The sequence below is a fragment of the Paenibacillus pinistramenti genome (assembly GCF_005869875.1).
Lineage (GTDB): Bacteria > Bacillota > Bacilli > Paenibacillales > Paenibacillaceae > Fontibacillus > Fontibacillus pinistramenti.
The window spans coordinates 22,716-42,642 of record NZ_VAWG01000008.1; the positions used below are offsets into that span (position 1 = coordinate 22,716).

At 58.5% G+C, this 19,927-nt stretch carries 13 protein-coding genes; 7 read left to right on the forward strand and 6 right to left on the reverse strand.

Annotated features, from left to right (window positions below):
• Nucleotides 1-2: 2 nt before the first annotated feature.
• The 5 genes from FCN15_RS11080 to FCN15_RS11100 all read left to right on the forward strand — a co-directional run bounded on the left by FCN15_RS11080 (nucleotide 3) and on the right by FCN15_RS11100 (nucleotide 13,210).
• Nucleotides 3-2,315, forward strand: coding sequence for a glycoside hydrolase family 3 N-terminal domain-containing protein (locus FCN15_RS11080; protein WP_138495080.1), 2,313 nt, complete (start codon nucleotides 3-5; stop codon nucleotides 2,313-2,315).
• The gene (locus FCN15_RS11085; protein ID WP_138495081.1) at nucleotides 2,315-5,539 is read left to right on the forward strand and encodes an alpha-mannosidase; all 3,225 of its coding nucleotides are present in this window, start codon (nucleotides 2,315-2,317) and stop codon (nucleotides 5,537-5,539) included. Before FCN15_RS11080 ends, FCN15_RS11085 begins: the two co-directional genes overlap by 1 nt.
• A gap of 74 nt (nucleotides 5,540-5,613) precedes the next feature.
• Nucleotides 5,614-6,933, forward strand: a complete 1,320-nt coding sequence (locus tag FCN15_RS11090) for a glycoside hydrolase family 125 protein (RefSeq protein WP_138495082.1) — start codon at nucleotides 5,614-5,616, stop codon at nucleotides 6,931-6,933.
• A complete protein-coding gene (locus FCN15_RS11095) occupies nucleotides 6,930-10,109 on the forward strand; it encodes an alpha-amylase family protein (protein ID WP_138495083.1) in 3,180 nt (1,059 codons plus the stop codon). Before FCN15_RS11090 ends, FCN15_RS11095 begins: the two co-directional genes overlap by 4 nt.
• A 281-nt stretch (nucleotides 10,110-10,390) precedes the next feature.
• Nucleotides 10,391-13,210, forward strand: a complete 2,820-nt coding sequence (locus FCN15_RS11100; protein ID WP_138495084.1) for an alpha-mannosidase — start codon at nucleotides 10,391-10,393, stop codon at nucleotides 13,208-13,210.
• Between the two features lie 275 nt (nucleotides 13,211-13,485).
• Here the strand turns inward: FCN15_RS11100 and FCN15_RS11105 are convergent, their stop codons facing one another.
• Nucleotides 13,486-13,899, reverse strand: coding sequence for a MerR family transcriptional regulator (locus FCN15_RS11105; RefSeq protein WP_138495085.1), 414 nt, complete (start codon nucleotides 13,897-13,899; stop codon nucleotides 13,486-13,488).
• A gap of 94 nt (nucleotides 13,900-13,993) precedes the next feature.
• Between FCN15_RS11105 and FCN15_RS11110 the strand changes: the two genes are divergently transcribed.
• Complete coding sequence (locus FCN15_RS11110) at nucleotides 13,994-14,839, forward strand: SDR family oxidoreductase (RefSeq protein WP_138495086.1); 846 nt, start codon at nucleotides 13,994-13,996, stop codon at nucleotides 14,837-14,839.
• A 175-nt stretch (nucleotides 14,840-15,014) separates the two neighbouring features.
• Here FCN15_RS11110 and FCN15_RS11115 read toward each other — a convergent pair whose 3' ends face one another.
• The 5 genes from FCN15_RS11115 to FCN15_RS11135 all read right to left on the reverse strand — a co-directional run bounded on the left by FCN15_RS11115 (nucleotide 15,015) and on the right by FCN15_RS11135 (nucleotide 19,403).
• Nucleotides 15,015-15,764 (reverse strand): ABC transporter permease, encoded by a 750-nt coding sequence (locus FCN15_RS11115; RefSeq protein WP_138495087.1) that lies wholly within the window; start codon nucleotides 15,762-15,764, stop codon nucleotides 15,015-15,017.
• Complete coding sequence (locus tag FCN15_RS11120; RefSeq protein ID WP_138495088.1) at nucleotides 15,765-16,526, reverse strand: ABC transporter ATP-binding protein; 762 nt, start codon at nucleotides 16,524-16,526, stop codon at nucleotides 15,765-15,767.
• Between the two features lie 181 nt (nucleotides 16,527-16,707).
• Complete coding sequence (locus FCN15_RS11125; protein WP_138495089.1) at nucleotides 16,708-17,046, reverse strand: DUF1048 domain-containing protein; 339 nt, start codon at nucleotides 17,044-17,046, stop codon at nucleotides 16,708-16,710.
• Nucleotides 17,033-17,386 (reverse strand): PadR family transcriptional regulator, encoded by a 354-nt coding sequence (locus FCN15_RS11130; RefSeq protein ID WP_138495090.1) that lies wholly within the window; start codon nucleotides 17,384-17,386, stop codon nucleotides 17,033-17,035. The genes FCN15_RS11125 and FCN15_RS11130 overlap by 14 nt, the downstream gene beginning before the upstream one ends.
• Nucleotides 17,387-17,612: 226 nt before the next feature.
• Nucleotides 17,613-19,403 carry an acid phosphatase gene (locus FCN15_RS11135; RefSeq protein WP_138495091.1) on the reverse strand — a complete coding sequence of 597 codons (1,791 nt, stop codon included), beginning with the start codon at nucleotides 19,401-19,403 and terminating at the stop codon, nucleotides 17,613-17,615.
• A 176-nt stretch (nucleotides 19,404-19,579) separates the two neighbouring features.
• Between FCN15_RS11135 and FCN15_RS11140 the strand changes: the two genes are divergently transcribed.
• Nucleotides 19,580-19,909 carry a thioredoxin family protein gene (locus FCN15_RS11140; RefSeq protein WP_138495092.1) on the forward strand — a complete coding sequence of 110 codons (330 nt, stop codon included), beginning with the start codon at nucleotides 19,580-19,582 and terminating at the stop codon, nucleotides 19,907-19,909.
• Nucleotides 19,910-19,927: the final 18 nt, after the last annotated feature.

The following is a 19,927-nucleotide window of genomic DNA, read 5'->3' on the forward strand; positions in this document are numbered from 1 at the left end:
GCATGGAGATCTATAAAGATGCAGCCAGACCCGCAGAGGAGCGGGCAAGGCATCTGCTGAGCCTGATGACGGTGGAGGAGAAGGCCGGACAGCTTGTCCAGCCGTTCGGCTGGCAGACCTACGAGAACCGCGGGGGTACCATTACGCTTACGGAGGCCTTTAAGGAACAGGTCCGGAAGGGGGGCGCCGGCTCCCTGTACGGCGTGCTGCGCGCCGACCCGTGGACCGGGGTCACGCTGGAGAACGGCTTGTCACCGGCGGAAGGCGCGGAAGCTGTCAATCAGATCCAGCGCTATGCGGTCGAGCATTCCCGCCTCGGCATCCCGATCCTGATCGGCGAAGAATGCTCGCACGGGCATATGGCGATCGGCGGCACGGTCTTCCCGGTTCCGCTGCTGCTCGGCAGCACGTGGAACGTCGACTTGTACCGCGAGATGTGCCGCGCCGTAGCGGCGGAGACCCGCGCCCAGGGCGGCGCGGCCACCTATTCGCCGGTGCTCGACGTCGTGCGCGATCCCCGATGGGGGCGCACGGAGGAGTGCTTCGCCGAGGACCCTTACCTCATCGGCGAATTTGCGGCGGCAGCCGTTGAAGGGCTGCAGGGCGACAGCCTGGCGGACGGCAGCAGCGTGGCTGCCACGCTCAAGCATTTTGCCGGCTACGGCAGCTCGGAGGGCGGCCGCAACGCCGGCCCGGTCCATATGGGCTGGCGCGAGCTGCTTGAGGTCGATCTCTATCCGTTCAAGAAGGCGGTGGAGGCCGGAGCGGCGTCCATTATGCCGGCTTACAACGAGATTGACGGCGTCCCTTGTACGGTAAATACTGATCTGCTGGACGGCGTGCTCCGCCAGCAGTGGGGCTTTGACGGAATGGTCATCACCGACTGCGGCGCCATTGAGATGCTGGCTTCCGGTCATGACGTGGCCGAAGACGGAATGGATGCCTCCATCCAGGCCATTGAAGCAGGCATCGACATGGAGATGTCCGGCGCCATGTTCGGCACGTATCTGCTGCAGGCGGCGCGCGAAGGCAGGCTTGCGGAGGAGGTGCTGGACCGCGCGGTGCTCCGCGTATTGACCCTGAAATTCAAGCTGGGCCTGTTTGAGAATCCTTATTCCGATCCCGAGCATGCGGCTGAGATCATCGGCCGTCCGGAGCATGTACAGCTGGCCCGGAAGCTGGCGGAGGAAGGCATCATTCTGCTGAAAAATGATAACGGAACGCTGCCGCTGACTGCGGGCAGCGGGACAATTGCGGTGATCGGCCCGAACGCCGACCACGGCTATAACCAGCTCGGCGATTACACGTCCCCGCAGCCGCCGGAAAAAGTTTCGACGGTACTAAGAGGAATTAAAGCCCGGCTGGAGAATGAGTATGGTGAAAATCGACACGTGTTATATGCCCCGGGGTGCCGGATTAAGGGCGATTCCCGGGAGGGCTTTGAGACCGCGCTGGCAGCCGCTGAACAGGCGGATACGGTCGTGATGGTGATGGGCGGCTCAAGCGCCCGCGACTTTGGCGAAGGTACGATCGACCTGAAGACCGGAGCTTCGAAAGTGAGCGACAGCTCCTGGAACGACATGGAGTGCGGCGAGGGCATCGACCGGATGACGCTGGAGCTTGCCGGCGTGCAGCTGGAGCTGATGCAGGAGATCCGCAGGCTGGGCAGGAAGCTGATCGTCGTCTACATCAACGGCCGTCCGATTGCCGAGCCTTGGGTGGATGAACAGGCCGACGCGATTCTGGAGGCCTGGTATCCGGGACAGGAAGGCGGACATGCGGTTGCCGGCATTTTGTTCGGCGACGTGAACCCGTCCGGCCGTTTAACGATCTCCGTACCGAAGCATGTGGGCCAGCTGCCGGTTTACTATAACGGCAAACGCTCGCGCGGCAAGCGGTATCTGGAGGACGACTCCAAGCCGCGGTATCCGTTCGGATACGGGCTTAGCTATACCACTTACAGCTATGGGAATTTAAGCATCAGCAGGACGTCCATGACGGCAGCGGACACGGCTGTTGTATCGGTGGACGTCACGAACACCGGCTCTGCCGCCGGCTCGGAAGTTGTGCAGCTGTATGTATCCGATGCGGTAAGCGCGGTCAGCCGCCCGCTGAAGGAGCTGAAGGGCTTCGTCAAAGTGTTCCTGGAGCCGGGCGAAACGAGAACGGTGAGCTTTGAGATTGGCGCGGAGCAGCTGCAGTACATCGGCCGCGATTTGAAGCCGGTTGTAGAACCGGGGTTGTTCCGTATTCATATCGGACAAAATGTAAACGACACGGCAAGCTGCGAATTAACCGTTCGGGAGGCAGAGTAATGGAACGCATCAGACGTTTTATCCGCGAGCTGGAGGACCACCAGTGGCTGGAGCAGATCGAGCTCCGCAGCTGGGAGATTACGCGGGGGTATTATAAGCTGCCGGGGGAATACGAGAGCTTTGTTCCTTATCCGGAAGGGGAGGGACTGAGCTCTTTCCCCAGCAAGCAGGGTACAACTTACTTCTTCAGAACCAAGCTTCAGATACCGGCCGAATGGCTGGAGGCACCGTATGGACTGGTGTTTGCTTCCGGCGGTGAAGGGCTGCTCCGCGTAAACGGAGCCTCCTTCCAGGGACTGGACCGCAATCATACTTACGTTACGCTTGACCCGTCTGTCGTAGGAGAAGCGCCGGAGCTGGAGATCGAGCTGTTCGATCCCGTTCCGGAGCCGGTGGACCCGCTGAACCGCCAGGCGGTCATTAACCCGCCGATCACTTCCATCAGCAGCCTGCTCGTGCGGCCTAATCACGCTGTGCGAAGCCTGATGTACACGGCGACGGTCGTCCGTGACACCCTTGTCCTGCTGCCTGCGGGAGATTTCCGGGCGGTGCGGCTCAAGGAAGCTTTGTACCGGGCGATGGACCGGTTTGTGAATTTGGATGAAACAGCTGTCCGCGAAGGCGCGGCTGCTGCTGAAATAGAGGAGAAGCTGAAGCAGGAGGTCCGCGAGGCTGGCGGCAATGCGGAGGGCCTGGAGCACATGGTCGGCCAGTCGCATATTGACATTGCCTGGCTGTGGCCGGTGCGGGAAACGGTCCGCAAAACAAGCCGCACCTTCTCCACCGTAGACCGGCTGATGGACGAATACCCGGAATACCGGTATACGCAGAGCCAGCCGCTGCTGTTTGCTTTCCTGAAGGAGAACGATCCCGAGCTGTTTGAACGGGTGAAGAAGCGGATCGCCGAAGGGCGCTGGGAGCTCGTCGGCGGCATGTGGGTCGAACCGGACCTCAACCTGCCGAGCGGCGAATCGCTGATCCGTCAGATGCTGCACGGCCAGCGGTTCTACCAGCAGGAGTTCGGCAAGACTTCTAATATCGAATGGCTGCCGGATACGTTCGGCTACTGCGCTTCCCTGCCGCAGATTCTGAAGCACGGGAAGATTGATTACTTCATGACGACCAAGCTCGGCTGGAACGACACGAATGTGTTCCCTTATGACCTGTTCCACTGGGTCGGGATTGACGGCACTCCGATGTTGTCCTACCTCAACCATGGCGTGAACGAGCATACAACACCGAAGGATATTCATGATCATTGGCAGTCCTTCCGCGAGAAAGCCGTTCATAACGAACAGATGCTGCTGTACGGACATGGCGACGGAGGCGGCGGGGTGACCCGCGAAATGCTCGAATATCTGGACCGCTCGGACCTGATGGTCGGCCAGCCGGCGAGCCGGTACAGCACGGCGCAGCAGTTCTTTGCGGGAATCAGCGCAGCGGAGCCCGAGCTGCCAGCCTGGCGCGGCGATCTGTATCTGGAGCTGCACCGCGGCACCTATACGACCCATGCCCGCAACAAGCGCAGCAACCGCAAAGCGGAGGTGCTGTACCGCGAAGCGGAGCTGTGGAACGAGCTGGCCCGCCCGGCGCAGGATCAGGCAGGACGCGAAGCCGCCTTGGCGGCCCTGCATGAAGGCTGGAAGCTGATTCTGCTGAACCAGTTCCATGACATTATCCCGGGGTCGGCGATCACGGAAGCGTACCAGACCTCGGAGAAAGAATATGTTCAAGTATTTGAAAAAGGCCGTGCCGGACTTGCAGCCGGCCTCCAGGCCATCGCCGCCGGCATCGACACCTCCGCACAGGCGGAAGGAACGCCTTACGCCGTGTTCAACAGCCTCGGCTGGAGCCGCAGCGCAGTGGTGCAGCTGGATCTGGCCGGCGTGGCTGACGAGGCGGGCGCGGAATCGGCCTATGCCGCCTTTGATGAAGCCGGCGTGCAGCTGAAGACCGACCGTGCCGAAGGCGGCCTGACGGTATTTGTGCCGGACGTTCCGGCATTCGGCTACAAGACCATCTGGGTGAAGCCGGAATCGGCATCTGCATCTGCTGCGGCAGCGGCAGGCAGTTCGCAAGCTCAGCCTGCCGGAAGCGGAAGCAGCGGCGGCGGCCCCGTATCCCCGGATTCAGCGGAATCAGCGGAATCAGCGGAATCAGCGGAATCAGCGGAATCAGCCGGATTCAGCGATACCTGGGAGACGCCGTTCTACCTCGTCCGCTTTAACGAACGCGGCGAGATCACCAGCCTGTTCGACAAACAGGCCGGACGCGAAATCGTGAAGCCGGGCGAAGCGGCGAACCGCTTCCACTTCTTCCACGACCGTCCAACGCTGTGGGACGCGTGGGACATTGACACCCGCTACGAGAAGCAGCGGGCCGGCGAAGCCGGGCTGCTGGAGAAGCGGGTGGTGCTGGCGGGGCAGACGCAGGACGTGCTCCGCTTCCGGTGGTCCATCGGCCAGTCGGAGATTACGCAGGACGTGATCTTTTACCGGGATAACCGCCGGATTGACTTCAAGACGCATGTCCGCTGGAATGAAGCCCACAAGCTGCTGAAGGTCGGCTTCCCAGTGGATGTCGTCACTGAAAAAGCCACTTATGAAATTCCGTTCGGCTCGCTCGAACGCGCCACGCACCGCAACACCAGCTGGGAGCAGGCGCAGTACGAGGTCTGCGGCCACCGCTTTGTGGACGTGTCCGAGCATGGCTACGGCGTCAGCCTGCTGAACGACTGCAAATACGGCTATGACGTACAGGGCAGCACGATCCGCCTGTCCCTGCTGCGCGCGCCGAAATGGCCAGACGTCCAGGCCGATCTTGGCGAGCATGACTTCACCTATTCGCTGCTTCCGCACGAAGGGGACTGGCGCAGCAGCCATATTGTCCGCCATGCTGCGGAGCTGAATACGGACGTGCCGGTTCTGGCGCTGGCGGCGGGCCGGAAGGGAGAACGCCCTTCCGCCGGAGCGCTTATTTCGCTGGAGGGCAGCCACGTCGTGCTGGATACCGTCAAAGCAGCCGAAGACGGCAGCGGCACAATCCTGCGCTTCTACGAATCGTCCGGCGGCCGCGGGCAGATCAAGCTGGAATGGCCGTATGCCTTCGGCCAGGCCTGCCTGTCCAACGCGCTGGAGGAGCAGGTTGAAGAGCTGCAGACAGAGGACGGAGCTCTTTCACTTATTTTTAAACCTTACGAAATCAAAACTGTACTGCTGAAATAATTACATCTTACTCATCGGGGGCAGCGGCTTCAGCCGGCCCCTTACTCTCTACTCAGCAAAGGAGCGAACCTCACTTGGAACAATTCAGACTGCCAAAAATCCCAATGCCCAAGCTGGAGCTGCCGCAGGCCGTCCAGGACGTGATCCGCGAAGCGGAAGAGAAGCTGGCCCGCCGGCCGAAGCTGCTGCAGCTGTTTAAGAACTGTTTTCCGAACACGCTTGAAACGACAACCAAACTGATGGAGGACGGCACGACCTTCGTCATTACCGGCGACATTCCGGCTTCCTGGCTGCGCGACTCTGTCGAGCAGGTTATTCATTATGTGCCTTTTGCCAAAGAAGACAAGGACCTGCAGCGGATCATCAGCGGCCTGATCAAACGCCATGTGAATTACGTCCTGATCGATCCTTACGCCAATGCGTTCAACGAATCGGCCAACGACTGGCACTGGAATACCACCGATGTGACCGAAATGTCCCCCTGGGTTTGGGAGCGCAAATTCGAGATTGACTCGCTCTGCTTTGTTGTCCGGCTGGCTTATACGTACTGGAAGGAAACCGAGCTGACGGATATTTTTGATGCCAACTTTAAAAAGGCGATCCGCACCATTGTCGACCTGTTCAAGACCGAGCAGTACCACTTTGAAAAATCACCGTACCGCTTCACCCGCAATAACGGCATTCTTCACGACTCCCTGCGCAATAACGGGCTGGGGATGCCGGTCAACTATACGGGCATGGTCTGGTCCGGCTTCCGCTCCAGCGACGACGCGTGCGACTTCCACTACAACATCCCGGGCAACATGTTTGCGGTCGTGGCGCTGCGCCAGATGCAGGAGTTCGCCGAGTGGGTCTTCCGCGATATGGCGCTGCTCGCTGAGCTGAAGGAGCTTGAGCTTGAAGTCAATCACGGCATTCAGCTGTACGGTATTTACCGCCATCCGGAATTCGGCCCGATCTATGCCTATGAAACCGACGGCTTCGGCAACTACTGCCTGATGGATGATGCCGGAACACCGGGACTGATGTCGATTCCTTATCTGGGCTACACGACAGCAGAGGACCCGATTTACCAAAATACAAGACGATTTGCGCTCAGCAAGGAGAATCCGTTCTACTTTGAGGGCAAAGCAGCTAAAGGCATCGGCAGTCCGCATACGCCGGAGGATTATATCTGGCATATGGCGCTGTCCATGCAGGGTCTTACTGCGCAGACGGCGGAGGAAAAGCTTGAGATGATCGCCCTTCTGGAGGCGACCGATGCGGATACCGGGTTTATGCACGAGGGGTTTCATGCCGATGACCCGGCGATTTTTACAAGAAAATGGTTTGCCTGGTCGAACAGCCTGTTCTCCCAGCTTGTCTATAAAGCCATGAAGGATGGATTGTTATGAGCCTGAGTCTGGAACGCAGCCGCAATGTTGTCATTCTGCTGGACGCTGATCTTCCGGCCGCAGGCGTTGTGCCGGCGGCGGGGGCATTTGCAGCAGAGGAGGGCGTGCAGACGGTCACAGCGGACGGCCTCGCCGAGGCGCTGCGCGGCTTGGACAACGGCTGCTTTGTGAACCTGCACGCGCCGTATTTCCCGAAAGAAGCTTGGACGGAGATTCTTGCTTTCCTGCGCCGGGGCGGCAGCCTGATCAGCGCCGGCGGCGCGCCGTTCAAGATCCCTGTCCGCATGGAGGATGGACAGTGGACCCCTGAGCAGCCGCAGACGGCGTATCATCAGGAGCTGTACATCCACGAGGCGCTGCCGGTGGACGGCGCCCGGATTGCGGCTCTCGAAGCCTTGGATACGGTGCCGGTGCTTGCCGGCTCGGAATCCCTGTTTGCAGCGGCAGACTGCTGGAACCTGGTGCCGCATACGACGAAGAGCAGCGATCTGCCGCAGCAGATGGGCTCGGCCGGACCGATGAGCACGCAGATTTATCCGCTGCTCAAGGGCATCAGCGCGGAAGGCCGCGAAATCGCCGCGCCGGTCATCCTGTGGGAGAACTCCCGCGTCACCTACGCGGGCTCCCGCTGGATGTTTATCGGCCTGCCGCTGACGGAGGCCTTCTGGTCGCAGGGAGGCGCGACCAGGCTGGCGGACTGGGCGCAGTTCTGCGCCAAAGGCGTAACCGAGCTGTCGCTGAAGCCGAACTACGCTGCTTACGAGAAGGGCGAGCAGGTTACGCTGACGCTGCAGACACAGATTTTGCAGCGCGGGAAGGAACGGAAGGCTGAGCCGGAGAGCTGGAACTTTGAGCTGTCCGTCAAGCATGAGAGCCGGAAGCAGGTATGGGGCCACGGCTTCCAGGTAACGGTAACCGGCGAGCAGAGCTTTGTCCGGATTCCGGTCGCGCTTCCCGTTGAACCGGGCCTGTACCATGCCGAGCTTAGGGCGGAAGCGCCGGACGGCGAGGTGCGCGTGCTGCGCCAGGGCTTCTGGGGACGTGATGATGTTATGCTGGCTGAAGGAACGCCGGTGGCGCGCAGCCGGGATTATTTTGTGAAGGATGGACGGCCGCTGCCGGTTGTGGGGATGACCTACATGACCTCGGATGTGGCGCGGAAATTTTTGTTCCTGCCGAATGTGGAGGTCTGGGACCGCGACATGGCGCAAATGGCCAAAGCCGGCATCAACTGGATCCGCACCGGCGTCTGGACGGCTTACCGCAATATCATGCAGGTGGACGGCCACGTCTCTGAAGAAGTGCTGCGGGCGATTGACGCCTTCTTCCTGACGGCCAAACGCCACGGTCTTCAGGTCACGTTCACGTTCTTCTCCTTCACGCCGGAGACATGGGAAGGGCTGAACCCTTACCTTGACCCGCAGAGCGTGGAAGCGCAGAAGCGATTTATCCGGGCGATTGTCAGCCGCCATACGGCCACGACTAATGTGGATTGGGATCTGATCAATGAACCGTCGATGTTTGACCCGCCGCGCATCTTCTCGGACGGTCCGCGATCCGCGCGAGATCCGTTTGAGCGGGAGGCCTTTGTGAAATGGCTGGAGCAGCGCCACGGGCGGATCGAGCAGCTGCAGGCGGCCTGGAACATTTCGCCGAAGCAGCTGCCGGACTTTGCGTCCGTCACGATTCCGGAGCCGGAGGAGATCAACTTCGACGTGCAGGATATGCACCAGGGCAAGAAGGGCACCAGATGGCTGGACTACTGCCTGTTCTCCATGGAGATGCACAACGTCTGGGCTAAGCAGCTTGTGGCCGCAATTAAAAATTTGTGCCCGGACCATCTGGTGACGGTCGGGCAGGACGAGGCGCTTGGGTCGCAGCGTCCGTCGCCGTTCTTCTATGAAGAGGCCGTCGATTATACGACCGTTCACTCCTGGTGGCTGAATGACTATCTCGTATGGGACGGCGTGTTCGCGAAGACGCCGAACAAGCCGAACCTCATTCAGGAGACCGGCATCATGTACGTGGAGACGCCGGACGGCCGCGCGAAACGGTCGGAGGCCGAGCTGCGCAATATTTTGGAGCGCAAATACGCCTATGCCTTCTCGACAGGCGGGGCCGGCGCAATCCATTGGATCTGGAATACGAACTTCTATATGGATAACGCCAATGAATCCCACATCGGCGCCCTGCGCGCGGATGGAACGGAGAAGCCGGAAGCCGATGTGTCTTACGACTTTGGCCGTTTTATCGCCAGGACGCGTGACTTGTTCACGGACCGCGTGCTGGAAGAAATTGCGGTGGTGTTCCCTTATTCGAACGATTTCTCGAACCGGAGACTTGCTTTCGAATCGACGACCCGCGCCGTCCGCATCCTGACTTACGACTTGAAGCTGGCGAGCCGCGGCGCATCCGAATACCATCTGGACGATCTGGCGGCTAATGCGCCGAAGCTGATCCTGCTGCCAAGCCCGCATAACGTAGACAGCGCGGCGCTGGAGCGCCTGCTGGACATCGTCCGCGAGTCCGGAGCGACTCTGCTCGTCACCGGCCCGCTTGGCCTGGACGCTTACTGGCGTCCGACAGACCGCGCGGATGCCCTGCTGGGCGGCGGGCGCGTGCTGGGCAATGTCCGCCGCGAGGAAATGCTGGGCCTTGGCGGCAAAGCGCTGCCACTGTCCTTTGGCCACCGCCGGATCGCCGAAGTGGCCAAAGAAAGCGTCACGGCGTCCGCTGCCGGTGACTCCGCTTCAGCCTCAGCCCCGGCCTCTGGCTCCGGCCGTCCGCGCATGGACAGCGTCGTAGACCTGCCGCTCGGCAAGGGCCGCCTGATCTGGAGCCCGCTCCCGGTTGAGCTGAACGGCCGGGACGAGGCGATTGCCGAGCTGTACCGCTACGCGGTAGACGCAGCCGGCGTTACAGGGGACATGGAATGGCTGGCCGGCGGCGATCTTCACGGCGTCTATGGCCGCAAGCTGACGTTTGCCGGCGGCAGCCTGTACGTCTTTGTCTCTGAATTCGGCTGGGATGCCGATGTGAAGGTCAAAGACTCCGCGACCGGGAAGGTCTACAGCTTTACGCTGGAGAGCGACCGCAGCGTGCTGTTTGCGGCAGACCGGGATGGAGCCATTACGGCCGTCTATCGGCCGGAGGAAGTGGAGATCCGCGTAGAATAGAGTAGATGAAGGATTAAACGGCTTGAAGCAGCCGTATGTATAGAGTGATTTTTCAACTATATAGACTGAACCTTTGAATGACAATTTGGGGCAAGTACGGGAGAGGTTCCTGCGATCGCTGTTGTTGCCGGATTTCTTTATCAATAAGGCTATAAGGTAGAAATCCAATCACAAAGGCGAACACTACCGTTTCTTCGGAATCCTTTTCCTCCCCTGCAGCATTTTTTCTTTAATTCAGTCTTTATAGAACAAGATTTAGATTTAGGAAGGCGGGAAGCAGCATGAGTCAGAAAAAAGCCCATATCATCTCCCACACCCACTGGGACCGGGAATGGTATTTGCCTTACGAGAAGCACCACATGCGCCTGATCAGCCTGGTGGACTCCTTGCTGGACAAACTGGACGCGGGGACAGAATTCAAAAGCTTTTACATGGACGGGCAGACGATCATCCTGGAGGATTACCTTCAGGTGCGCCCCGAGCAGCGCGAGCGTCTCGAAAAACATATCCAGGACGGCCGGATCATCATCGGTCCCTGGTATATTTTGCAGGATGCGTTCCTGACCAGCAGTGAAGCCAACGTGCGCAACATGCAGGTGGGGCACCACGACGCCAAGCGGTATGGAAGCCCGGCCAAAGTCGGCTATTATCCGGATACGTTCGGGCTCACGGGGCAGACGCCGCAGCTGATGAAGCAGTCGGGCATCAATAATGTGTTCTTCGGCCGCGGCGTGAAGCCGACCGGCTTCAACAATATGGTGTCGGACAGCGGCTACGAATCCTCCTTCTCCGAGCTGATCTGGGAAGGGCCGGACGGGTCGAAGGTGCTCGGCATTTTGTTCGCCAACTGGTATTCCAACGGCAACGAGGTGCCGGTCGACGAGCAGGAAGCGAAAGCATACTGGAAGCGCAAGCTTGCTGACGCGGAAAAATACGCCTCCACCGGCGAGCTCCTCTTCATGAACGGAGTCGATCACCAGCCCGTGCAGCTGGACCTGCCGGAAGCGATTGAAACGGCGAAAAAGCTCTATCCGGACGTGGAGTTCATCCACTCCAGCTTCCCGGATTACATTGAAGCCGTGGAGAAAGCGGTGGACCGCGAGCTGTCCAGCGTCAGAGGCGAGCTGCGCAGCCAGCGTACCGACGGCTGGGGCACCCTTGTCAACACTGCATCCTCGCGGATTTACCTGAAGCAGATGAACCAGAAGGGCCAGGCCCTGCTGGAAAAAGCCGCCGAGCCGCTGGCCTCCTTGGCCTCCCTGCTCGGACAGCCTTACCCGCATCACACGTTCACCTATGCGTGGAAGACGCTCATGCAGAACCATCCGCACGACAGCATCTGCGGCTGCAGCGTCGACGAGGTGCACCGCGAGATGGTGACCCGCTTCGACAAGAGCCGTCATGTGACGGAGACGATCATCGACGACAGCAAACAGGTGATTGCGGAAGCGGTCGACACGACGGTATTCGGCAAATACGGCGAAGATCCGGTGCCAGTGGTGGCTTATAACACCTCCGGCTGGGTGCGCAGCGGCGTCATCACTGTTGAGGCAGATGCGGCCCGGCTGTACTTCCGCGATAATCTCGGCCTGGAAGAGACGACCCGCCGCATGAGCAGCGTCGATTTGTCCGGCCGGGTGCTGGTGGATGCCGATGGCAACACGGTTCCCTGCACGGTCGAGGATCTGGGCCTGCTGTTCGGCTACGACCTGCCGGACGATAAGTTCCGCCAGCCGTACAGCTGCCGCCGTGTACGCCTGACCTTTGAAGCAGCGGACGTGCCTGCGCTTGGCTTCAAGACCTACGCCTGGGTGCGCAGCGCGGAAGCCGGAGCTTCAGCATCGTCTGCGGCACCTGCGACATCCGCGTCATCAGCGGCGTCTGCGACATCTGCGTTATCTGTGCCGCCCGCATCCTCTGCAGCTTCTCTGCTTGCAGACAGCCGCACGCTGGAGAACAGCCGGCTCAAAGTAGAGATCGCGGACAACGGCTCCTTCACCTTGACCGACAAACAGACCGGAAGAGTATACAGCGACCTCGGCGTGTATGAGAATGCCGGCGACATCGGCAACGAGTACATGTTCCGCCAGCCGGACGGTGAAGAAGCTTTGACGACCCGCGGCCTGGCAGCGGACATCCGGGTCATCGAGGACACGCCATACCGCGCGTCCGTTGAAATTGTACATCACTGGGAAATTCCGGCCTCTGCAGACGAGAAGCTGGACCAGGAGCAGCGCGAGCTGATCTGGTATCCGAACCGGACAGCGCAGCGTTCTAAAGAGCTGATTCCTTTGACGATCCGTACCGTTGTTTCCTTGAGCAGAAGCGGCAAAGGCGTAGCCATCGAAACCTCGTTCAACAACCAGGCGAAGGATCACCGGCTGCGGGCTTTGTTCCCGACGGATCTTCAAGCGGGCGTGCACAGCGTGGATTCGATGTTTGAAATTGCGAAGCGGGACACCGTTCCGGCCGAGGAATGGGAAAATCCGAGCAATACCCAGCATCAGCAGGCTTTTGTGGATGTGAGCGAAGCGGGCGCTGCCGGGTTGACTGTTGCCAACCTTGGCTTGAATGAATATGAAGTGCTGCGGGACGGCCGCAGTACGATCGCTGTTACGCTGCTCCGCTCCACTGGCGAGCTCGGCGACTGGGGGCTGTTCCCGACGCCGGAAGCCCAGTGCATCGGTGAGCACACCGTGCACCTGGAGCTCATTCCGCACAGCGGAGACGGCATCCGTTCCGGCGCATATGCCGAAGCGTACCAGTTCCAGATTCCTTGGACGGTCGCCCAGACCGGCGTGCATGCAGGCAGCCTGCCGCCTGACTACGCACCGCTGGCCTGGACCGGCCGCGAGCTGGCGTTCTCCTCGCTGAAGGTCAGCGAAGAGTCCGGTGACCTCATGCTCCGCTGGTACAACATGGACAGCCGGAGCGCGGACCTGACCTTTGCCTTTAAGCCTTTGGAAGGCTCCGCCTGCTATAAGAGCAATATTCTTGAGGAGCAGGGCGAGGCCATTCCGGCCCCGAACGGCGATGGCAGCCTGAGACTTCCGGTCGGACCTTGTGAGATTGTGACGGTGGGCGTTAAGCGCCAGAGATAAGATCATAGAGGATAAGCCTCCGTAAATACGAATATGAAAACGAAAACGAACACGAACACGAACAAAACACTCCCAGTCCTTGGGGGTGTTTTTGTTTAGGCCTTACAGATCATACCAGCGTAGAAATCGTTATTTTCGGGCCCTCCGGGGGAATCGAACTGCATCCGGATGCTGCTAAGAAGCAGTACGAGATAATGAGTGAAGAATTGGAAAATTGGTTTCAAACAAATTACGAGGAGTAGGGCGTGTACGCAACTCATCGCCAAGCAGCCGGCTCAATCGGATGAGCCGGCCTGCCAGGCGCTCATCATCGCTTGAGCCTTCTGCGGATCGTCGATAAGCAGAGTCCGGTACTCCAGCATTTTGTTCAGAGTGACCAGCATTTGATCGTATTCTTCCTTCTTGCTTTCGATCTCCTCTTTCTTGCTGCGAATCCAGTCTATAATCTGCAGGTTAGTGCGCGTATTGGTGTCGTGGTCCTGCAGGACCTCCTTCAGTTCAGCCAGCGAACAGCCGATGGACTGAAATTTTTTGATGAGCTTCAGCCGCTCGACCGCTTCCTCCGAATAATTCCGGTAATTGTTGCTTTCCCGCCGGACATGCCGGTCATCCAGCAGGCCTTCCTTTTCATAATAACGGATCGTATGGATCGTCAATCCCATTTTGTCTGCAAGTTCCTGAATTTTCATGCTCATTTCTCCTTTGGACCGCTTGCCCTAGAGTTCACTTCATAGTTTAAGCTTAATAGAGTCAAGCAGTCAACTTATGAAGGAGGACATCATCATGCATGTTTTTGTTACAGGAGCTACAGGGTATATCGGTTCTGCGGTCGTCCGGGAACTGATCGGCGCGGGACATACAGTGACGGGGCTCAGCCGTTCTGAGGAAAAAGCCGCAGCATTAAAGACCGCGGGAGCCGAAGTGCGGTACGGCACGCTGGAGGATCTGGACACGCTGCGCAGCGCCGCCGCGGCTGCGGACGGCGTGATTCATCTGGCGTTTACGAACGATTTTTCCGACTTTGAAGGTGCGCTGGCTCTGGATTTACGGGCCGTTGAGGCTATGGGAGAGGTGCTTGAGGGCTCCGGCAAGCCGTTCATTACGACAGCCCATGCAAACGGGCATGCCGTGGATCAGGCCGTACTCGGCCTGGCAGAGCGGGGAGTTCGGGCATCCATCGTCCTGCTTGCCCCGTCCGTGCACGGCGAAGGCGATAAGGGATTTGTGCCTATGATGATCAATGCCGCCCGGGAAAAAGGCACCGCCGCCTACATCGGCGACGGCATGAACCGCTGGCCGGCCATTCACCGCCTGGATGCGGCTGTTCTGTACCGTCTGGCGCTGGAATGCGCTCCGGCAGGCTCACGGCTGCTCGGTGCCGGCGACGAAGGCATTCCGCTCCGCGAGATCGCTGCGGTCATCGGCCGCCAGCTGAATGTGCCGGCGGTCAGCCTCACACCTGAAGAAGCAGCCGCCCATTTCGGCTTTCTTGGCGCCCTTTCTTCCCTTGACGTCACAAGCTTATACAACACTGCGCAGGCGGCTCAGGCAACGCGGGAGCTTACAGGCTGGACACCGGCGCAGCCCGGTCTGATTGCCGATCTTGAGCAAGGATTTTATTTTGCATAAAAATTATTTTGCATAAAAATAATTAAGGGCTGCCCGCGAGGATGGCATATACGTGATAGAGGGCTTGCCGGAGCAAGCGGCCGCGGTCACGGCCGCCTTGCAGGGCAGTCCCTTTTTCTTTTTCTATCGCAGCGGGTCACTTTCTGTCTTGTATGGTCTTGTATGGGCTGGACACCTAGCCTAATTGGTGCTTAAAGGCTCTTCTGGCAACGAAGTAAGAAACGATCATGATGCCGATGCACCAGGCCAGCGCTGTCCAGATTTCACTGCCAACCGTTCCCTCATACAGGAGGGCGCGAATCGAATTCACGATGGAGGTGACCGGCTGGTGCTCTGCGAATGCGCGGACTATTTGGGGCATCGTTTCGGTAGGGACAAAGGCTGAACTGATAAAGGGGAGAAAAATCAGCGGATACGAGTAGGCCGTCGCCCCTTCCATAGATCGGGCTGTCAATCCGGTAATGACCGCCAGCCAGGCCAGCGCCATTGTAAACACCCCGAGGATGCCGGCTGCGGCGAGCCAGTGCAGAAGATCAGCGTGGGAACGGAAGCCCATCACGAGCGCGACGAGGATTACCACCAAGACAGTGAGTGCGTTGGACACTAACGAGGTCAGCACATGGGCCCATAGGACCGACGACCGCTTGATGGGCATGGTCATGAAACGCGCCATCAGCCCGCTTTTTACATCTGTAAAGAGACGCAGGGAGGTGTACGCTATGCCGGACGCGATGGCGATCAGCAGAATTCCCGGCAGTAAATAGTTGATATAAGGGCCCGTGCCTGTTTGTATAGCGCCGCCAAATACGTAGACAAAGAGCAGCATCATCATGATCGGGGTAATCGCCACCGTAATAATCGTATCCGGACTTCTCAGAATCGTGCGCATCATGCGTCCAAGCAGTACTCCTGTTGGATTTCTCATTTATTTCTCCTCCTTATTGCCGATGATTTCAAGAAAAATGTCCTCAAGTGTCGGCTGCTTCTCGATATATTCCACTTTCGCCGGGGGGAACATCTTCTTCAGCTCGGACAGAGTGCCCGTCTTGATGAGGGTTCCGCCATGCAGAATGCCGATCCGGTCAGCCAGCTGTTCTGCTTCCTCCAGATACTGCGTAGTCAGCACGATGGCCGTGCCGCCGCCGGCAAGCTCCTTGACGGTATTCCAGACTTCAATCCGCGCTTCGGGGTCAAGCCCAGTCGTCGGTTCATCGAGAAAAATAACGGCCGGAGTCCCGATCAGACTCATGGCAATATCGAGCCGGCGCTTCATGCCGCCGGAATATTTGTCCGCACGGCGGTTAGCCGCTTCCTTCAAGCTGAATCTGTCAAGCAGGCTGCCGGCGGTTTGAACCGGATGGGGAACTCCCCGCAGCTTGGCGATCATGATCAGATTTTCCCGTCCGGTCAGCATGCCGTCTATAGCGGCAAACTGTCCTGTAAGGCTGATGCTCCGGCGCACCTGCTCCGGCTGACGCTGAACGTCAAAGCCGCAAATCTCTGCTTCGCCGCCATCCGGCTTTACCAGAGTGGAGAGAATGTTCACCGTCGTCGTTTTGCCCGCTCCGTTTGAGCCCAGCAGCGCAAAAATCTCCCCGCGCCCCACCTCAAAATCCACCCCTTTCAAGACCTCTTTGTCTTTAAAAGACTTTGTTAATCCTCTTACCGAAATCGCTGTATGGCCCATCGTTATTCCTCCTTATAAAAGTTAGCCTAGCCGTTTCATGCCTCTACTCTGTCTGACTGATAATCTGTATTACTGACTACTGGTGTAAAAATAAAACTGAACAGCGGAAGAGGGCATTCCTCCTTGGTAATCAGCTATTCAGTCGGACCGGTTGAATTGTCGGTTGGATGGCCTTCCTGCGTCAGCCGCGGCCAAGCGTATCATTCAGCTTCTTGCGGTACTTATCTTTCCAGGTCGTCGTGTCCTTCACAAGTTCGTCGCAGAAAGCGGCTGCGTCCTCGCCCGTCAGGTCAGTGACCTTTCTGCCTTCCGCTGCACCTTCCTCGAAGAGGTCGAGCAGGCTGCCAAAGATGCGGCTGATGTCCTTCCAGTCGGTAGTGCCGCCAGCGGTCCACAGATATTTCTGGATCGCTTTATAAGCCTTGCGGTATTCGCTTGGCAGTGCTTTTGCCCGTGCCTCGAGCGCTCTCCATTCCCGCTTGTCATCCAGGCTTCCGATCATTTTCTCAAATAAATTCATTGTTCTTCGCCCCTTCCGGTGATTTGGCTTTGAGCTCGTTCATTTTACTGGAGATGAAATCCCATTTTCTCCAAAAGATTTTCAGCTGCTCCTGACCTTCCGCATTGAGGGTGTAAAATTTTCTCGGCGGTCCCATCGTGGAGGGCTTCTTCTCAATGTCGACCAGGTTGTTCTTCTCCAGCCTCATGGTAATGGTATACACGGTGCCTTCAACGACATCGGCGAACCCAAGCTCCCGCAGCTGATGCGTGATTTCATAGCCGTACGTTTCGCCGCGGCTGATGATTTCAAGCACACAACCCTCAAGCACTCCTTTCAGCATTTCCGTAATGTTATCCAAATCGGTACCTCCATCTGTATATCGCTTTATTTGTTCAGTACTCTGTAATACATGTATTTAGTGTTACTTATTACTACTACATAGTAACGCAGAATACCGGGGAGGTCAAGAACCATTTTTCTGCTGTTCTAAATGTGGAAAAAAATAATCCCCGCATCCGGGCACTGGAAGTGCTCAGATGGGGGGATTTTGATGTTTTAAGACCTGGGTGCGCTGCGGATCAGGCTTATTTCTTCGTCACGCGCAGCTGCACGCTGTCTGCGGTATAGACCAGCTCCGTTTGATACGAGCTTTGCAGACCGGTTGCGGTAACGGAAGCGAACCTGCTTCCGGCCTTCACAGAACCGCTCTGTATAATCGTAAAACCGTCCTCCGGCACAAAGCCGCCCGCAAAGTTCAGCACCAGCTTTCCGCCCAGAGCGGCTTCGCCTTGGATTTGCAGAACGTCAGCCTTGCTGCTGATGTTCAGCTCCAGCGTGCCGTTAGCGGATTGCGTGAAGCCGCCGCCAATCTGCACCGCTCCAGCCGCGTCTTCACTTACCGTGCCGCCGTTATTCGTAACTGCTCCGTTGCCCAGGGCTGTCTGGGAATCCGCCTCCAGCGTTCCCAGTTCCACCTGCGTGCCGCCGGTGTACGAGTTGTTTCCTTCCAGGTGCAGGGTGCCTGTCCCGGTCTTGGTCAGCCTGCCGGAGCCGGAGATGTCGTTGCGCCAGCTGTCCTCGGCATTAAAGCCGCCTTTGGCTGCGTCCATGTTAACCGTCACGTCCTGCGCGAACGCACCGTAGCCGTCTGCAGCCGCAAACAGGTTGAGGCGGCCCCAGCCCTCGGCGTCGTCCAGCACCGGATTGCCGGAAGGCAGTCCGGTCGTTGCGAGCACCCAGCGGCGCTGCGTGGCATCCAGATACGGCAGGCGTGTCTCAAGCAGCACCTCGGCTCCTTTTGGCACAACCACCGGTTTGCTGGTGTCGCCGGTTGGCGTGAAGCCGTAAGTCAGCCGTTCGGTGAAGGCCTTCTTGTTGCTCTCATAGTTGCTGAACCGGTCCTCGGAGGTGCCGATCTTCGCCAGCAGTACCTCATGCGCGTTATTATAAGCGGCTTTCTTGATGTCAGCATTATCGGGATCATTCAGAATCGCCGCCGCCAGCGCGGTCGCCATCATCCGGCCGCCCATGACGTCAAACGGAGAGTGCATACCGGCGACAATCCGGTTGTTGCCCAGCTCGGAGGCGCGGGTCAGCAGCTCCTGGAACCTCTCAGGGACGGCATAGGCCATGGCGAATGCGGCCAGATAAGCAGCGTTGGTATGTCCGCTCGGATAGCCGCCGTCATTGGTCGGATCGGCGTTCTCCGCCGGAACCAGCTGCGGAACGACGACAACCTCATCGCTCCAGCGGAAAGGGCGCGGATACTGGAAGAAGGCTTTGGCCGGAGAAGTGGAGGAATAGCTGCCGCGCAGCGTACTGACGAGCTTGACCATGGGGCCGAGCGGCGAATCGGTGCTGCCGGCGCTGCCTTTGTCGTCATATTTTGTAGTTGTCGCATCCGCCGGAATGCTGTCGATCGTTGTGGAGGCCCAGGCGTAAGCCCGGAAAGCTTCAGTTAGCGGGCCCAAGCCGTCGGAAACGCTGTAGCTCTGGTTTCTCCGGTCATCGTAATAAGCAGCTTCCGCTTCTCTTTGGGTGCGGCTGTTCGTGATGTCTACAACCTTTTGAATATTGGCGTCAAGGAGCGCCTGGTTCAGCTTGGTGCCTGTATTCCAGGCGTCGCCGGTCTTCCAGAGGCTGCTGTAGCCGGAGAGGATGCCGAGGGCCGGATTCTCGTCCGGGGACATATGGTCGGTGCTGTTATTCTTATAGCTGTCTGCGAAGGTTCCCCATGCCGCTGAAGGCGGTGTTACATCGGACGGAATAACTCCAGTCTCTGCGGCCGCAGCGTTCAGGGAGCCGAGCAGGAGCGACGCGGAGAACAGGGCTGCCGGCAGCGCTTTTTTTAACCTTTTTCTTCTCAAATTAATCATGACCTCCTTAGTTTCTTGGGTTAAATATAGAAATAAGCTTTATAAAATTTGCCGCATGGACAAATTCTCTATAGAAAACCTTATCTCACGTTTGTTAAATAGAGGATTTGCTATTGTTAACAAGAAGTTAAATAATGAACAGCCCAGTATTTACGTTAAAAAGGAAGTGAAGACACATGCCGCTGCCGGAAATCACCGAACAACAGCTCCTCAGCCGGCTCGAACCCGGCCAGGGGCGGGAAGTCGTCCTGTTCTCCACGCCGATGTGCGGAACCTGCCGGGTTGGGGAGCGGATGCTGGAGGTTGCCGGAGCAACCGGGCGCTGCGTGCGGCTCTCCAAGCTCAACATCAATTTTGCCCCCATGCTGCGGGAGCGCTGGCGGATTGAAAGCGTGCCTGCCGTGGTCATTCTGCAAGGCGGGGAACTGCTTCATAAGGAGTATGCGATGCGCTCCGTAGACCACCTGCTCGAATATGTGCGCAAGGACAAGCTTTATCCGGTATAAAGCCTGGCAAGCCTCGCA

Coding starts and splice junctions, on each gene's coding strand:
- FCN15_RS11085 (WP_138495081.1), top strand. CDS start 2,315: ATGGAACGCATCAGACGTTTTATCCGCGAGCTGGAGGACCACCAGTGG.
- FCN15_RS11100 (WP_138495084.1), top strand. CDS start 10,391: ATGAGTCAGAAAAAAGCCCATATCATCTCCCACACCCACTGGGACCGG.
- FCN15_RS11105 (WP_138495085.1), bottom strand. CDS start 13,899: ATGAAAATTCAGGAACTTGCAGACAAAATGGGATTGACGATCCATACG.
- FCN15_RS11110 (WP_138495086.1), top strand. CDS start 13,994: ATGCATGTTTTTGTTACAGGAGCTACAGGGTATATCGGTTCTGCGGTC.
- FCN15_RS11125 (WP_138495089.1), bottom strand. CDS start 17,046: ATGAATTTATTTGAGAAAATGATCGGAAGCCTGGATGACAAGCGGGAA.
- FCN15_RS11095 (WP_138495083.1), top strand. CDS start 6,930: ATGAGCCTGAGTCTGGAACGCAGCCGCAATGTTGTCATTCTGCTGGAC.
- FCN15_RS11140 (WP_138495092.1), top strand. CDS start 19,580: ATGCCGCTGCCGGAAATCACCGAACAACAGCTCCTCAGCCGGCTCGAA.
- FCN15_RS11115 (WP_138495087.1), bottom strand. CDS start 15,764: ATGAGAAATCCAACAGGAGTACTGCTTGGACGCATGATGCGCACGATT.
- FCN15_RS11120 (WP_138495088.1), bottom strand. CDS start 16,526: ATGGGCCATACAGCGATTTCGGTAAGAGGATTAACAAAGTCTTTTAAA.
- FCN15_RS11080 (WP_138495080.1), top strand. CDS start 3: ATGGAGATCTATAAAGATGCAGCCAGACCCGCAGAGGAGCGGGCAAGG.
- FCN15_RS11135 (WP_138495091.1), bottom strand. CDS start 19,403: ATGATTAATTTGAGAAGAAAAAGGTTAAAAAAAGCGCTGCCGGCAGCC.